The sequence below is a fragment of the Streptomyces sp. NPDC002130 genome, assembly GCF_040296465.1.
Lineage (GTDB): Bacteria > Actinomycetota > Actinomycetes > Streptomycetales > Streptomycetaceae > Streptomyces.
Genome location: NZ_JBEOXI010000067.1, coordinates 1 through 14564 on the forward strand (window position 1 = coordinate 1; position 14564 = coordinate 14564).

At 73.2% G+C, this 14564-nt stretch carries 15 protein-coding genes and 1 pseudogene; 6 read left to right on the forward strand and 10 right to left on the reverse strand.

The annotated features are described in order from the left end of the window. Positions 1–85: pseudogene (locus tag ABT116_RS15460) on the forward strand (TetR family transcriptional regulator); the annotation flags it as partial. 151 nt (positions 86–236) lie between these two features. On the opposite strand, the gene ABT116_RS15465 reads toward ABT116_RS15460, so the two are convergent. Further along, on the reverse strand, positions 237–1067 hold the full coding sequence (locus ABT116_RS15465) for an alpha/beta fold hydrolase (protein WP_344457819.1): 831 nt from the start codon (positions 1065–1067) through the stop codon (positions 237–239). A gap of 107 nt (positions 1068–1174) precedes the next feature. Then, positions 1175–1828, reverse strand: coding sequence for an NADPH-dependent F420 reductase (locus ABT116_RS15470; RefSeq protein WP_351633031.1), 654 nt, complete (start codon positions 1826–1828; stop codon positions 1175–1177). A gap of 109 nt (positions 1829–1937) precedes the next feature. Between ABT116_RS15470 and sigJ the strand changes: the two genes are divergently transcribed. Beyond that, complete coding sequence (sigJ, locus tag ABT116_RS15475) at positions 1938–2831, forward strand: RNA polymerase sigma factor SigJ (protein ID WP_351632941.1); 894 nt, start codon at positions 1938–1940, stop codon at positions 2829–2831. A 167-nt stretch (positions 2832–2998) separates the two neighbouring features. Then, the gene (locus ABT116_RS15480; RefSeq protein ID WP_351632943.1) at positions 2999–3760 is read left to right on the forward strand and encodes a GntR family transcriptional regulator; all 762 of its coding nucleotides are present in this window, start codon (positions 2999–3001) and stop codon (positions 3758–3760) included. A gap of 93 nt (positions 3761–3853) precedes the next feature. Here the strand turns inward: ABT116_RS15480 and ABT116_RS15485 are convergent, their stop codons facing one another. The 3 genes from ABT116_RS15485 to ABT116_RS15495 all read right to left on the reverse strand — a co-directional run bounded on the left by ABT116_RS15485 (position 3854) and on the right by ABT116_RS15495 (position 6932). After that, positions 3854–4996, reverse strand: coding sequence for an ROK family transcriptional regulator (locus tag ABT116_RS15485; RefSeq protein WP_351632946.1), 1143 nt, complete (start codon positions 4994–4996; stop codon positions 3854–3856). An 89-nt stretch (positions 4997–5085) separates the two neighbouring features. After that, complete coding sequence (locus ABT116_RS15490) at positions 5086–5748, reverse strand: response regulator (protein ID WP_351632949.1); 663 nt, start codon at positions 5746–5748, stop codon at positions 5086–5088. Positions 5749–5762: 14 nt separating this feature from the next. Continuing rightward, complete coding sequence (locus tag ABT116_RS15495) at positions 5763–6932, reverse strand: sensor histidine kinase (RefSeq protein WP_351633034.1); 1170 nt, start codon at positions 6930–6932, stop codon at positions 5763–5765. A 114-nt stretch (positions 6933–7046) separates the two neighbouring features. Here ABT116_RS15495 and ABT116_RS15500 point away from each other — a divergent pair, with 114 nt between their 5' ends. From ABT116_RS15500 to ABT116_RS15510, 3 genes are read left to right on the forward strand one after another with little or no spacing between them, the layout of a single operon-like run. Further along, complete coding sequence (locus ABT116_RS15500) at positions 7047–7967, forward strand: ABC transporter ATP-binding protein (RefSeq protein ID WP_351632952.1); 921 nt, start codon at positions 7047–7049, stop codon at positions 7965–7967. Between the two features lie 2 nt (positions 7968–7969). Next, positions 7970–8695: an ABC transporter permease gene (locus tag ABT116_RS15505; RefSeq protein ID WP_351632954.1), complete on the forward strand. Its 726-nt coding sequence runs from the start codon at positions 7970–7972 to the stop codon at positions 8693–8695. 55 nt (positions 8696–8750) lie between these two features. Further along, on the forward strand, positions 8751–9182 hold the full coding sequence (locus tag ABT116_RS15510) for a hypothetical protein (RefSeq protein WP_351632956.1): 432 nt from the start codon (positions 8751–8753) through the stop codon (positions 9180–9182). Positions 9183–9186: 4 nt separating this feature from the next. Here ABT116_RS15510 and mug read toward each other — a convergent pair whose 3' ends face one another. From mug to ABT116_RS15535, 5 genes are all read right to left on the reverse strand, one after another. Then, complete coding sequence (gene mug / locus ABT116_RS15515; protein ID WP_351632959.1) at positions 9187–9732, reverse strand: G/U mismatch-specific DNA glycosylase; 546 nt, start codon at positions 9730–9732, stop codon at positions 9187–9189. 13 nt (positions 9733–9745) lie between these two features. After that, the gene (purB, locus tag ABT116_RS15520) at positions 9746–11188 is read right to left on the reverse strand and encodes an adenylosuccinate lyase (protein WP_351632962.1); all 1443 of its coding nucleotides are present in this window, start codon (positions 11186–11188) and stop codon (positions 9746–9748) included. Between the two features lie 92 nt (positions 11189–11280). After that, positions 11281–12060: an SGNH/GDSL hydrolase family protein gene (locus ABT116_RS15525; protein WP_351632965.1), complete on the reverse strand. Its 780-nt coding sequence runs from the start codon at positions 12058–12060 to the stop codon at positions 11281–11283. 105 nt (positions 12061–12165) lie between these two features. Continuing rightward, positions 12166–13179: a hemolysin family protein gene (locus ABT116_RS15530; RefSeq protein WP_351632967.1), complete on the reverse strand. Its 1014-nt coding sequence runs from the start codon at positions 13177–13179 to the stop codon at positions 12166–12168. After that, positions 13176–14516, reverse strand: coding sequence for a hemolysin family protein (locus ABT116_RS15535; RefSeq protein ID WP_351632970.1), 1341 nt, complete (start codon positions 14514–14516; stop codon positions 13176–13178). The genes ABT116_RS15530 and ABT116_RS15535 overlap by 4 nt, the downstream gene beginning before the upstream one ends. Positions 14517–14564: the final 48 nt, after the last annotated feature.

Consider the following 14564-nt stretch of genomic DNA (forward strand, 5'->3'; position numbering starts at 1 on the left):
CAGCATCTTCGAGGACCTCACCCAGCCGATCGAGGACCTGATCGAGTGGGGCCGGCAGCAGCCCCACACCCTGGCGACCAAGCAGTCGCGCAGTGCCGCCTGCAGGGAGCGGCCACGCGTGCGTGCCGGGGCCGAAGCGGCGGGGAGCAGCAGTTCCCAGGCGGCGGACGCCGCACCTCTGCCCGGGTCGCTCCGCGTCGGCCTCATGAGGGGAGACCTTAGAGGTTCTGCCGGGGTCAGCGGCTGCCGTCGAGCACCACCCTGGCCACCAGCGCCGGATCGTCGTTCATCGGGACGTGCCCGCAACCGGGCAGCCGCACCAGCCGGGCCCCGGGGATGACTCCCTTGGCGCGCACGCCCTGACGGGGGATGAGCAGCCGGTCCCGGTTGCCCCACGCGACGGTGACCGGCGTCCCCACGATGTCGTCGGTGAACTGCACCGTCCGGCCGGAGCGCAGCGTCTCGGAGAACCCCTGGGCGCGGGCCAGGGCGAGCGTCTCGGCCACCACGGCCTCGGGTGAGCGGCGGCCCGGGCGGGCGTAGATGGTGCTCGTCAGCAGGGTACGGCCGAGGGCCGGGCGGGCCAGCCGCTCCACCAGCGGCGGCGGCATCCGCCGGGCGATCTGCCGCATCGCCGTCAGCACGGTGAAGGCGTAGCGGCGCTCGGCCTCGTTCCAGAACCCGGCGGGGGACAGGGCGGTGACGGAGCGGACGAGCTGCGCCCGGGCCAGGTCCAGCGCCAGCAGACCGCCCAGCGAGTTGCCCGCCACGTGCGGCCGGTCGATCTCCAGTGCCCCGAAGAGAGCCGTCAGGACCGTGCTCATCGTGGGCAGGTCGTGCGCCATGCCGTCCGGCAGCGCCGGCGACTCACCGCACCCCGGCAGGTCCACGGCGATCACGTCGCGTTCGGCCGCCAGCGCCGGGATCACCGGGTCCCACACCTGCCGGTGGTGGCCGATGCCGTGCAGCAGGAGCAGCGGCTCGCCGCTGCCCCGGCGTGTGTAGGACAGGGTCACGCTCTGCTCGCCCTGCGCGGAGGCGACTTTGAAGGAGACGGTGGCGGGCATGGGGTGCTCCTCGGCTGTACTCGCTGACGGACGCCGTAGACAGCTTGTCAGCAATTGCTACCCGCGGGTAGCCCCATGGGGGCGCCACCTTCGCGGCGCCGGCCCGTTCAACGCGACCGCCGCACCTCCAGGTTGAACTCGCCGTGCCCGAACTTCTGGAACAGTCCGACCCACAGGGGCAGCCACATCTCCACGGCGCGGGCCGCCCGGATGCCGCCGAGGTCGAGCACCCGCTCCGCCGGCCAGCCGAACTCCCCGAGCAGCGCCGTGACCTGCTCCCTGGCATCCGGATCGTCCCCGCAGACGAAGACGTTGTGCTCGCCCGGCACGCTGCCCGGATCCACCATCACCCGGCAGTTGACCGTGTTGAGCGACTTCACCACGCGCGCGTGCGGAAAGGCCCGCTGGATCTGCTCGCCCACGCTGTCCGACTGGACGGGGGACAGGCGCAGCTCGCCCTCCTCGAAAGCCAGCGGATTGGACACGTCCAGGAGGACCTTGCCGTCGACGTTCTCCGCGCCCGCCGCCTCGAGCGCGGCCAGCGCCACCCGCCCGCCGACCGCGTTGACCACGACCTCCCCGAACTCCGCCGCCTGCGCGAACGTCCCCGCGCCCGCCCGGGGTCCCGCGGCGGCGGCCCACTGCACGGCGGCCGTGTTGTCCGGCGTGCGCGAGCCGAGCCGCACCTCGTGCCCCAGCTCCACCAGCCGTCCGCCGAGCGTGCGCCCGACCTGTCCCGTGCCCAGCACCCCGTACCGCATCGCCACCTCCGCAGCCGTACCGCCGATCACCGGCGTCCTGTCGGCCATTCTGTCCGGGACGGGGCGATTCCGCCTGGACAGGGCCGCATCGGTGGGCTGGGATGGAGCCGTGACCACCGAGACCGCGACCGACGTCTTCGAATCACACCGCCCCGTCCTGCTGGGCGTCGCCTACCGGATGCTGGGTCGCGTGGCCGACGCGGAGGACGTGGTCCAGGAGGCCTGGCTGCGCTGGTCCGGCAGCGACCGCGGCGACGTGCGCGAACCGCGCGGCTACCTCGTGCGGATCACGACCCGCCTCGCCATCGACCGGCTCCGCCAGATCAAGGCCCGCGGCGAGACGTACGTCGGCCCCTGGCTGCCCGAGCCGTACGTCACCGACTTCGGCGACTCCGTGCCGGACACCGCCGAGCGTGCCGTGCTCGCCGATTCCGTCTCCCTCGCCGTGCTCGTCGTGCTGGAGTCGCTGTCACCGCTGGAGCGGGCCGTGTTCGTGCTGCGCGAGGCCTTCGGCTTTCCCTACGCCGACATCGCCACCATGCTCGACCGCGGCGAACCGGCGGTGCGCCGGCTGGCCGGGCGTGCCCGCAAGCACGTCGAGGAGCGACGCCCGCGCTACGAGGTCGACCCCGCCCAGCGCCGCGACCTCACCGAGCGGTTCCTCGCCGCGGCGGCCGGTGGCGACCTCGATGGCCTGATGGCACTGCTCGCCCCGGAGGTCCGGCTCGTCGGCGACAGCGGCGGCAAGTCCCGGGCGCCGCTGCGGATCCTGCAGACCGCCGACAAGGTGGGCCGCTTCCTCGTCGGCGCCGTGCAGAAGAGCCTGCCCGGCCTGCCCGGCCTGTCCGTGCGCTTCCTGGAGCTCAACGGCGGCCCGGCCGCGCTGATCCTCTCCGACGGCAGGCCCGACTCCGTCTTCCAGATCGATGTCGCCGACGGCCGCGTCCGGTCCGTCTACATCATCCGCAACCCCGACAAGTTGCGGTCCCTGGCTGCCGATTAGACGCGCCGCGGGGCCGCGCCACGACCCTTCATGAACGCCCCGTGAACGTTCCCGGCCATTGGTCTTGACCAAGAATCAGGGCCGCCCTATGGTCGCAGAGAAGTGCAACAACCTTTAATAAACAAGGGCGCCAAAACGCCGCCGACCAGGCGATTGCGGAGGACAGGGTGGGGACCACGCAGCTGGAATCGGTGCAGGAACCGAAGTACTGGCACCTCAAGACCGTGCTCAGTGAGGCGCTCGACTCGGAGTTCTCCGTGGGCGAGATCCTGCCCAACGAGCGCGACCTCGCGGCCCGCTTCGGAGTCGCCCGCGCCACGCTCCGCCAGGCCCTGGAGCAACTCGAACTCGAAGGCAGGCTGCAGCGCCGCCGCGGTGTCGGTACGACCGTCGCGCCGCCCCGCATGGGCGTCTCCCTCGGCACCGGCCCGCACACCTGGCCGGGCGGCCCCGAGGACGCCTGGCAGCCCGCCGACTGCACGGCGGCCGTGCCGCCCCCGGCCGTCGCCGACGCGCTGGAGACCGGCCGGGAGGAATCCGTGCACATCGTGCGGCGCTCCCGCGTCACGCACGGCCGGCCGGTGGCCGCGGAGCTGCTGTACATCCCGCAGCCCTCGGTGCCCGAGCTCTCCGGCATCGACGCGCCGTCCGGAGCGGCACGCGCGCGTGCGGTGCTGCGGGAGCTGCAGCGGCTGGAGCTGGAGCGGCAGGAGAACGCGGTGGAGCTCGGCTCCGCCGGGGCCGACGAGGCGAAGGAGCTGGACCGGCTGCCGGGGGCGCCGGTCCTGGTCGTCACGACCCGCTTCATCGCGCTGGGACGTACGGCTGCGCTGTCCGTTGCGACCTATCGCGCTGACACGTGCCGACTGACCTTCGGTGATCCGGGGGGTGTGGAGATCCACGCCGGGCTTCAGAAGCAGGCGTCCTGAGCCTCCCGAAATGGAGGCGTGCGGTGCGTGAGGGGCTGCGGGTTCGTTGTGGCTCGTCGCGCAGTTCCCCGCGCCCCTGAAGGGCGTTGTCGCTCAGGGACGTTCCACGGCGAAGAGCTGCTCCTCCACGTGGTCCAACGCCAGGCGCAGGGCGCCTGTCGCCACAGCTGCGTCTCCCAGGGCCGAGAGGGTGACCTGCGGGGGGCGCAGGCAGTAGCGGGCGAGTTCCTCGCGCAGGGGGGTCAGGACGCCGTCCAGGCCCGCCGCCCAGCCGCCGATCACGACCAGCTCCGGGTCCAGGGCGAGGACGAGGGCCGCCACGTCGTGGACGAGGCGCTGGATGAAGCGGTCGACTGCCGCGCGGGCCCGCTGGTCGCCCTCGCGGGCCTGCGCGAAGACCGCGGCGACGGCCTGCTCGTCGAGGGGGTGCAGGGGCTCGTCCGTGGTCGACAGGAGCGTCTCGGGCGTCACCCCCCGGCCCAGCAGATGCAGCGCCCCGATCTCGCCGGCCGCCCCGCCGTAGCCGCGGTGCAGCCGCCCCCCGATCAGCGAACCGGCGCCCGGGCTGAGCCCCGCCAGCACGAAGACCACGTCGTCCGACTCGGTGGCCGCGCCCTTCCAGTGCTCGGCCACGGCAGCGGCGTTGGCGTCGTTCTCGACCAGGACCGGGCACTTGAACGACCGGCTCAGCCGCTCGCCCAGCCGCAGCCCCGTCCACCCCGGCAGCGCCGTGCCCAGCCGTACCGTGCCGTCGGCCTCCACGATCCCGGGCGTCGCCACGCCCACGGCCCGCAGTGAGCCGCGGGCCACCCCGGCCCGTCGCAGCAGCTCGGCGACCGCCCCGCGCAGCCGCTCCAGCCGCTCGTCGGCCCCCGCCGTCTCGGGCACGTCCTTCGCCTGGGCGCCGATCACCCGGCCGTCCAGGTCGGACAGCAGCGCTGCCACCCGGTGCGCCCCGATCTCCAGCCCCATCAGATGCCCGGCCTCCGCCCGGAACCGGAACCGCCGCGCAGGACGGCCCTGCCGCCGGGCAGCACCCTCCTCGGCCGCCTTCTCGACGACGAGCCCGGCCTCGATGAGCCCTTCGACGACGCCCTCGACGGTCGGCCGGGACAGCCCCGTCACCCGGGTGATCTCGGTCAGCGTCGCGCAGTCCGTGGCACGCAGCGCGTGCAGCACCACCGCGGAGTTGATCCTTCGCAGCAGCGAGGGATCCCCGCCGGTCAGCCGCCCCACCGTCCGTCCTCCCAGGTCGTGCGCGTGTTGGCGGGATCGTACTTCGGTACGGCACACCCCGGCGAGGGGCAGGCACCCGCCCCCGGCGATCAGCCCGGTGCCACGAACCCCGACTCGTACGCCGCGATCACCGCCTGGGTGCGGTCCCGCGCCCCCAACTTCGCCAGCACCGAGCTGACATGCGACTTCACGGTCTCGGTCCCCACGACCAGCCGGGCGGCGATCTCCGCGTTCGACAGGCCCCGCGCCATCAGCCGCAGCACATCGGACTCGCGCTCGGTCAGCTGGGCCCGCTCCAGCACGGCCCGGGCCGCACGGTTCCCGCCGGTCTCGCCGTACTCGGCGGCGAGCTGCCGCACCGAGGCCGGGAACAGCAGCGACTCGCCCTCGGCGATGAGCCGCACCGCGTGCACGATCTCGGCGGGCCGGGCCCGCTTGAGCAGGAACCCGTCGGCGCCCGCCCGCAGCGCCTCGTACACGTACTCGTCGTTCTCGAAGGTCGTCACCACGAGGATCCGGGGCGGATCGTCGACCGTCCGCAGCAGCGCCCGGGTGGCCTCGATACCGTCCAGCAGCGGCATCCGCACGTCCATGGCGACCACGTCCGGCCGCAGCCGCCGCACGAGCGGGATCACCGCCGCCCCGTCGGCGGCCTCCCCGACGACCTCGATGTCGGGCTGCGCCTCCAGCACGGCCCGCAGTCCCGCGCGCACGAGGGGTTCGTCGTCGACGAGGAGAACGGTGACCGGCATCGGACCAGCGTAGATCAACTCAGTGGCAGTGTGGCGTGGACCTGCCAGTCGCCGTCGTCGGGTCCGGTCCGGGCCCGGCCGCCGAGCAGGGCCGCGCGCTCGCGTATTCCGCGCAGACCGCTGCCCCGCCCGGAGCCCGGGGCCCCGGCCGGCAGCGGATTGCGTATCGCGAGGACGAGGGTGTCGTCGGCGACGTGCACCCGGACGCGCACCGGGACCGCCCCCGCATGCCGCAGCACGTTGGTCAGCGACTCCTGGAGGATGCGGTAGCCCTCCCGGGACACCGGCCCGGGCACCGTCTCCACCGGGCCGGTCACCTCGGCGTCGACCTTCGCCCCGGAGGCCCGGGCCGACTCCAGCAGGCGGTCGGCGTCCGCGAGGGTCGGTCTGCCGCTCGCCGGTTCCCCCGACTCGCGCAGGACGCCGAGCACCCGCTCCAGGTCCTCCAGGGCGGCCCGGCCGGTCTCCTCGATGGCGCCCAGGGCCCGGTCGGTGAAGGCGGGATCGCCCGCGGCCCGGGCCGCCCCCGCCTGCACGACGGCGACCGTGAGCGCGTGCCCGATGGAGTCGTGCAACTCCCGGGCGATCCGCGTGCGTTCCAGGAGCTGTTCCGTGCGCTCCTCCAGCGCGGCCAGCCGCTCGGCGGGGGAGGGGCCGAGCAGACGCAGGGCGATGCGGGTGATGAGGTTTCCCGAACCGACCACGACCGCGGCTGCCAGGACCACGGGCACGGGGACGAGCAGGGCGTGCGACCAGTGCCGGCCCTCGACGGGCAGCCAGGCGCCGCCGGCGCGCCCGCCGCCCAGTGCCGTCGACACCAGGTCCACCGTGAGGAAGAGAAGCTGGACGGCGAGATGCGACGCAAGGGCGCCGAGGAACAGCCTCGTCTGGAGCCAGACCACCATGCGTCCACGGTCGCCCCACGTGGCCGAGGGGGTGACGACGATCTCCTCGCTCTCGCCCCTGTCCCGACGGCCGGTCAGCAGCAGCCTGGCCTGGAACCCCTCCACGACCCGCATGGCCGGGACCAGGCCCGCGAGGCCGAGCAGCACGGTCGCCGTGCCCACGGTCCACCACGCCTCGTCGATGAACAGCCACAGGGACGGCCACACGATGGCGATAGAGAGATGAAGCCAGCGCGTGTACGTCACCGCCCGGGTGAACGGGCGCAGCATGCGGACCAGGACCATCACGCCATCGTGCCAGCGGCAACCGGCGACGGGCCTCCCCCGCACGGGGGAGAGGATCTCCACCGCCGGGGGAGGACCGCACCCCGGTCCGGCCGCCACGCTGCTGCCATGACCAGCATCGACGTCCAGGACCTCACCAAGGAGTTCGGCGAGAGGCGGGCCGTTGACCGGCTCACCTTCCGTGTGCAGCCCGGCCGCGTCACCGGCTTCCTCGGCCCGAACGGCGCCGGGAAGTCCACCACCATGCGGCTGGTGCTCGGCCTCGACCGGCCGACCGCCGGCTCCGCCACGATCGGCGGCCGGCCCTACCCGGCGCTCCGCGAACCCCTGCGCCACGTGGGCGCCCTGCTCGACGCGCAGGCCGCGCACGGCTCCCGCACGGCCCGCGACCATCTCCGCGTCCTGGCGGCGAGCAACCGCATTCCGGACCGGCGGGTCGACGAGGTCCTGGCGGAGACGGGCCTGGCGTCGGTGGCCCGGCGCCGCGTACGGACGTACTCCCTGGGCATGCGCCAGCGGCTCGGCATCGCCGCCGCCCTGCTCGGCGACCCCGAGGTCGTCATGCTGGACGAACCGTCCAACGGCCTCGACCCCGAAGGCATCGTGTGGATCCGGCGGTTGCTGCGCCGCCTCGCGGGCGAGGGGCGCACGGTCCTGGTCTCCAGCCATCTGATGAACGAGACCGCGTCCTTCGCCGACCACCTGGTCGTGCTCGGCCGGGGCCGGCTCCTCGCCGACACCCCGATGCGGGACTTCATCCACGCGCGCGTGCAGCCCCGCGTGCGCATCCGTACCACCGACCCCGACGCCCTCACTTCGGCGCTCGCCCGGCACGGCCACACCGCCGAGGAACACGCCGACGGGCACTGGGCCGTGCGCGACGCGCGCGTCGACGACATCGGCCGCATCACCTCGGCCTCGGGTGTGCCGGTCCTGGAACTGGCCGCAGAGGAGGGCACCTTGGAGCAGGCCTACTTCGACCTCACCGGGGCCGAGACCGAGTTCACCACACAGCCCCAGGAGGCCTGACCATGGAATTCACGCCCGTACTGCGCTCCGAGTGGCTGAAGGTCCGCACTCTGCGCTCGCTCCCGGGAGCACTGCTGGCCCTGCTCGCCGTGACCACGGCGTTCTCCGCGATCGCCGGAGTCTCCGATGCCCCGGACCCGGGGTTCGATCCGCTGTTCACGGCCCTGTCCGGCGTCATACCGGGCCAGATCGCGGCCATCACCTTCGGGGCCCTGGCCGTGTCGTCGGAGTTCCACCAGGGCGCGCTGCGGCTCTCCCTGGCCGCGGTGCCGCAGCGCGGACGGTGGTTCGCGGCCAAGGCGGCCGTCATCGCCCTGCCGGCGCTGTTGGTGGGGCTGGTCACGGCCCTCTGCGCCCTCCTCGTGGGGCGGGCCGGGCTCGGCGCGGCGGCCGGCGGGCTCAGTACCGGCGAGCAGGTGCGCGGGGTGGTGGGCTGTGGTGTCTACCTGATGCTGATGGCCCTGTTCGCCGCGGGGACCGCCGCCCTGCTCCGCAGCGGCACGGCCACCCTCTCCCTGCTGATCCCGTTCATCCTCGTCGTGTCGTTCGTGATCGGCGACGCGACGGGCACCGTCGCCGACTTCCTGCCCGACAAGGCCGGGCAGTCGGTCCTCCGGGAGACGTACGACGGCGCCCTCGGCCCCTGGGCGGGGCTCGCGGTGACCGCGCTGTGGACGGCCGCCGCCCTGCTCACGGGAGCCTGGAGCGTACGCCGCAGGGACGCCTGACGGCGAGCCGGTTGATGCCCCGCCAAGTGTCAGTGGCGGCGGGTTTACTGAACCCATGAACATCGCCCAGCACCTCGCCCTCATCGACGAGCTGTGCTACCGCCCCTTTCCGGCGGAGCACGGCCCGTCGGACGTCGGTGTCTCGGGGCCCGGTCACCACCTCGCGGTGTTGGAGACCGGGACCGACGGCGACCCCGGGGCCCGGGCGGTGACGATCGACCAGTTCGAGAAGGACCGGGACGCCGTCTACGAACTCCTCGCCTCCCGCTGGGGCGACACCGACCCCTACAACCTGCAGACCGTGCTGCTGCGCACCGAGCGGGAGGACATACCCCGGCCGTGGGCCGAGTTGAGCGCGCGGGCCGGCGTCGCCCACCTGTGGGAGGTGGAGGGCACGGGCCGCTGGGTCGCCGTGGCGGTCGCGGACCGGGACGCCTCGCGGGAGATCCAGCTGCTGGCCCTGGTCACGGAGACGGACCCGCCGTAGCGGATCAGTCCCCGGCGGCCTCCCGCAGCCGGCCGAACTCCTCCGCCATGGTGTCGACCGTCCAGTGCGCGTTCAGCCCGCTCGGGTTGGGCAGCACCCACACGCGCGTGTCACCGATCGTCCGCGCCTGCGGCCCCACCCGCGCTTTGCGGTCGTCGAACGCGGCGCGGTACGCGGTCACGCCGACCACGGCCAGCCAGCGGGGCCGCAACCGCGCCACCTTCGCCGCGAGCAGCCGCCCGCCCTCCCGGTACTCCTCGGCGCTCAGCTCGTCCGCCCGGGCGGAGGCCCGCGCCACGACGTTGGTGATGCCGAGCCCGTACGACAGCAACTCCTGCTGCTCGGACGGCTTCAGCAGCCGAGGCGTGAACCCGGACCGGTGCAGGACCGGCCAGAAGCGGTTGCCCGGCCGGGCGAAGTGATGGCCCGTCGCGGCCGTCATCAGGCCGGGGTTGATACCGCAGAAGAGGACGTGCAGACCCTCCGCGACCACGTCGGGCACGAGGCGGTCTCGGGCGGCCTCCAGCTCCTCGGGCGTGAAACGCGCCATGGCGAGCGGCGCGTCAGAGGATCGCCCCGGGCGTGTAGCCCGCGGCCTCGGGGTGCTGCTTGACGATCTCCTCGACCCGGGCGACGACGGCGGCGACCTGATCGCCCGCGGCACCGGTGAACGACAGCTTGTCGGCCATCAGCGCGTCCAGCTGTCCCCGGTCCAGCGGGATGCGCGCGTCGGCGGCCAGCTTGTCGAGCAGCTCGTTGCGCTCGGCGCCCTGCTCACGCATGGCGAGCGCGGAGGCGACGGCGTTCTCCTTGATCGCCTCGTGCGCGAGCTCCCGGCCCACGCCCGCGCGCACGGCGCCCATGAGAACCTTCGTGGTGGCGAGGAACGGCAGGTAGCGGTCCAGCTCACGGGCGACGACCGCCGGGAACGCGCCGAACTCGTCGAGCACCGTCAGGAACGTCTCCAGCAGACCGTCCAGCGCGAAGAACGCGTCCGGCAGCGCGACCCGGCGCACCACCGAGCAGGACACGTCGCCCTCGTTCCACTGGTCGCCCGCCAGCTCGCCGGTCATCGAGGCGTAGCCGCGCAGGATCACCATCAGGCCGTTGACGCGCTCGCAGGAGCGGGTGTTCATCTTGTGCGGCATCGCCGAGGAGCCGACCTGACCGGGCTTGAAGCCCTCGGTGACCAGCTCGTGCCCGGCCATCAGCCGGATCGTCTTGGCCAGCGACGACGGGGCCGCCGCCAGCTGCACCAGCGCCGTCACGACCTCGTAGTCCAGCGAGCGCGGGTAGACCTGGCCGACCGAGGTGAAGGCCTGCGAGAAGCCCAGGTGCGTGGCGATCCGCTGCTCCAGGTCCGCGAGCTTCGCGGCGTCCCCGCCCAGCAGGTCCAGCATGTCCTGCGCGGTGCCGACCGGGCCCTTGATGCCGCGCAGCGGGTAGCGGCCCAGCAGCTCCTCGATACGGCTGTGGGCGACGAGCAGCTCGTCGGTGGCGGTGGCGAAGCGCTTGCCGAGGGTGGTGGCCTGCGCGGCGACGTTGTGCGAGCGGCCGGCCATGACCAACTCGCCGTACTCGCCGGCGAGCTTGCCGAGCCTGGCCAGGACGGCGACCGTGCGGTCGCGGACCAGCTCCAGCGAGAGGCGGATCTGCAGCTGCTCGACGTTCTCGGTGAGGTCGCGGGAGGTCATGCCCTTGTGCACGTGCTCGTGCCCGGCGAGGTCGTTGAACTCCTCGATCCGCGCCTTGACGTCGTGCCGCGTCACCTTCTCGCGCTCGGCGATGGAAGCCAGGTCGACGGTGTCGAGAACACGCTCGTAGTCGGCGAGCGCCGCGTCCGGCACCTCGATGCCGAGGTCCTTCTGGGCCCGCAGCACGGCGAGCCAGAGCTGCCGCTCCAGCTTCACCTTCTGCTCGGGCGACCAAAGCGTGGCGAGCTCGGCGGAGGCGTAGCGTCCGGCGAGGACGTTCGGGATGCGGGGCTTGGCGGGAGCGGAAGTCACGTGCACGGATTCTACTGGCGATTCCTGCAGGCCAGCGCCGCGGGTGTGTTCGTCGGAACCTACGAGAGCGTCCGGGCCGCGCCCACCTGCGGCTACGCCAGGTCCTCGTACGGCAGCAGCTCCGGCCGCTTCGGGGGCAGTCCGTCACCCGAGGAGCGGCCGGTCAGGCGGCGGCCTATCCACGGGAGCAGGTGCTGCCGGGCGAATCGCGCGTCCGCCACGCGCCGCATGACCCAGCCCGGCGGCAGCGTCGCCGGCATCGGCGTGTGCCATTCGCCGTCCTCGGGGTCGTGGCCCAGGGTCTGCCAGACCGCCTCCGCGACCCGGCGGTGGCCCTCGGCCGTCAGGTGCAGCCGGTCCACGTCCCACATCCGCGGATCGCTCAGGGAGGGCGCGCCGTACAGGTCGACGACGAGTGCGCCGTGCCGGGCGGCCAGCTCGTCGACGCAGGCGAACAGCTCCTCCATGCGCGGCCGGAACCGCGCCTGGACCGGGCCCTGCCGCGCCGGGCTGCGCATCAGGACGAGCTGCCGGCACGCGGGGGCCAGCTTCTCCACGGCCTCCTCCAGGAGCCCGCGGACCCGGCCCATGTCGCACTTGGGCCGCAGCGTGTCGTTGAGCCCGCCGACCAGGGTGATCACGTCGGCTCCCATGGCCGCCGCGACATCGACCTGTTCGTCGACGATCTGCTGGATCAGCTTGCCGCGCACCGCGAGATTGGCGTACCGGAAGCCGGGCGCACGGGCCGCCATCCGCGCGGCGAGCAGGTCGGCCCAGCCGCGGTAGGTGCCGTCGGGCATCAGGTCCGACATGCCCTCGGTGAAGGAGTCGCCGACCGCGACCAGGCTGCTGTAGGTGGGGTTCGTCTGCATGGCGACGGAAATGGTATCCCGTGCACATACCCGTCAGTCGGTCGGCCCGACGGACCGGTTCCAGGGCCCGCTGTCGAACAGCTCCCCAGCCCGCCGGGCCGGGTCTCACGCCCGCTGGCCGAACAGTTCCCGCAGCACGTCCTCCATGGTCACCAGCCCGGCCAGCCGCCCGTCCGCCCCGAGGGCGGCCGCGAGGTGCGTACGACTGCCCCGCATGGCCGTGAGGACGTCGTCCAGCGGCGTGTGCTCCCGCACGCGCGCGATGGGGCGCATGTCCCGCAGCCGGAACGGCACGTCACGCCCGACGGCGTCCAGCGCGTCCTTCACGTGCAGGTATCCGACGATCCGCCGCCCCTCGTCCACCACCGGGAAGCGGGAGAACCCGGACTCCGCCGACAGCCGCTCCAGCTCCTCCGGGGTGACACCCACGCTCGCGTACACCACGCGTTCAAGCGGCAGCACCACGTCCCGCACCGGGCGGCGGCCCAGCTCCAGCGCGTCGCGCAGCCGCTCCTGGGCACGGTCGTCGATCAGGCCGGCCTCGCTGGAGTCCTTCACGATCTGCGCGATCTCCGCGTCCGAGTAGGAGGCGGCGACCTCCTCCCGGGCCTCCACCCGCAGCAGCTTCAGCAGCGTGTTGGCGAACGCGTTCACCGTGAAGATCACCGGACGCAGGGCGCGGGACAGCGCCACCAGGGGCGGTCCGAGCGCCAGCGCGCTGCGCACCGGCTCGGCGAGCGCGATGTTCTTCGGCACCATCTCGCCGAGCAGCATGTGCAGATAGGTCGCGAGGGACAGCGCGATCACGAAGGACACCGCGTGCCCCGCGCCCTCGGGCACGCCCACCGCGTGGAACACCGGCTCCAGCAGATGCGCGATCGCGGGCTCGGCCACCACACCCAGCACCAGCGTGCACAGCGTGATGCCGAGCTGGGCGGCCGCCATCAGCGCGGACACGTGCTCCAGGCCCCACAGCACGCTCTTCGCGCGCCGGTCGCCCTGGTCGGCGTAGGGCTCGATCTGGCTGCGCCGCACGGAGATCAGCGCGAACTCGGCACCGACGAAGAAGGCGTTGACGACGAGCGTCGCCAGTCCGATCAGCAGCTGGACGGCGGTCACAGCTCCACCCCCTTCTCGTGGGGCTGCCGGTCGTCGAGCGGTGCGCGCAGCCGCACGCGGGCCGCCCGGCGCCCCGTGGCGTCCAGGACCTCCAGGTGCCAGCCGGCGACCTCGAGGGTGTCACCCGCGGCCGGTATCCGGCCCAGCACCGTCGCCACCAGCCCGGCGAGCGTCTCGTAAGGCCCCTCCGGCGCGCGCAGCCCGACCCGTTCCAGGTGGTCCACGCGCGCGGAGCCGTCGGCCGAGTACAGGGCGTGCCCGCTCTCGTCGGTGCCGGCCGGGGCCAGGTCCGGCGTCTCGTGCGGGTCGTGCTCGTCGCGCACCTCGCCGACGACCTCCTCGACGATGTCCTCCAGCGTGGCCACGCCCGCCGTGCCGCCGTACTCGTCGATCACGACGGCCATCGTGCGCTTGCCGGAGAGCCGGTCCAGGAGCCGGTCGACGGTGAGTGTCTCCGGGACCAGCAGGGGTTCGCGCATCAGCTCGGAGACGTAGATCCGGGTCCTGCGCTCGGCCGGTACCGCCAGCACGTCCTTGACGTGGGCCGTCCCGACGACCGAGTCGAGGGTCCCGCGGTAGACGGGGAACCGGGACAGGCCCGTCGCCCGGGTCGCGTTCGCCACGTCCTCCAGGGTCGCCTGCACCTCCAGCGCGACGACCTGCACCCGGGGCGTCATGACGTTCTCCGCGGTCAGGTCGGCGAGGTTCAGCGTGCGCACGAACAGCTCGGCGGTGTCCGCCTCCAGGGCGCCCTCCTTGGCGGAGTGCCGGGCGAGAGCGGCCAGCTCCTGCGGCCCGCGCGCGGAAGCGAGTTCCTCGGCCGGCTCGACACCGATCCGCCGCACGACCCGGTTCGCCGTGTTGTTGAGATGGGTGATGAACGGCCGGAACGCGGCACTGAACCAGCGCTGGGCGTTGCCCACGGTCTTGGCGACGGTCAGCGGCGAGGAGATCGCCCAGTTCTTGGGCACCAGCTCGCCGACGACCATCAGGAACACCGTGGACAAGGCGGTGCCGATCACCAGCGCGATGCTGTGCGACGCCGAGCGCGAGACGCCGAGGTCCTCCAGCGGCCCGGCGATCAGGGCGGCGATCGACGGCTCGGCGAGCATGCCGACCACCAGGTTCGTGACGGTGATGCCGAGCTGCGCCCCGGAAAGCTGGAACGTCAGGTTGCGTACGGCCTTCAGCGCGCCCTGCGCACCCCGCTCGCCGCGCTCGACGGCCTGCTCCAGCTCGCCGCGCTCGACCGTGGTGAGGGAGAACTCGGCCGCCACGAACGCGCCGCAGGCGAGCGAGAGCGCGATCGCCGCCAGAAGGAGGAGCACTTCGGTCATCGGTTCACCCCCGTTCCATGGTTCTCCAGGACGGGGCGGAACGCGCGG

Excerpts from the sequence above, each read along its gene's own strand:
- ABT116_RS15510 (WP_351632956.1), top strand. The coding sequence starts at position 8,751 with ATGAACATCGCCCAGCACCTCGCCCTCATCGACGAGCTGTGCTACCGC.
- ABT116_RS15505 (WP_351632954.1), top strand. The coding sequence starts at position 7,970 with ATGGAATTCACGCCCGTACTGCGCTCCGAGTGGCTGAAGGTCCGCACT.
- ABT116_RS15490 (WP_351632949.1), bottom strand. The coding sequence starts at position 5,748 with ATGCCGGTCACCGTTCTCCTCGTCGACGACGAACCCCTCGTGCGCGCG.
- mug (WP_351632959.1), bottom strand. The coding sequence starts at position 9,732 with ATGGCGCGTTTCACGCCCGAGGAGCTGGAGGCCGCCCGAGACCGCCTC.
- ABT116_RS15465 (WP_344457819.1), bottom strand. The coding sequence starts at position 1,067 with ATGCCCGCCACCGTCTCCTTCAAAGTCGCCTCCGCGCAGGGCGAGCAG.
- ABT116_RS15525 (WP_351632965.1), bottom strand. The coding sequence starts at position 12,060 with ATGCAGACGAACCCCACCTACAGCAGCCTGGTCGCGGTCGGCGACTCC.
- ABT116_RS15500 (WP_351632952.1), top strand. The coding sequence starts at position 7,047 with ATGACCAGCATCGACGTCCAGGACCTCACCAAGGAGTTCGGCGAGAGG.
- ABT116_RS15470 (WP_351633031.1), bottom strand. The coding sequence starts at position 1,828 with ATGCGGTACGGGGTGCTGGGCACGGGACAGGTCGGGCGCACGCTCGGC.
- ABT116_RS15535 (WP_351632970.1), bottom strand. The coding sequence starts at position 14,516 with ATGACCGAAGTGCTCCTCCTTCTGGCGGCGATCGCGCTCTCGCTCGCC.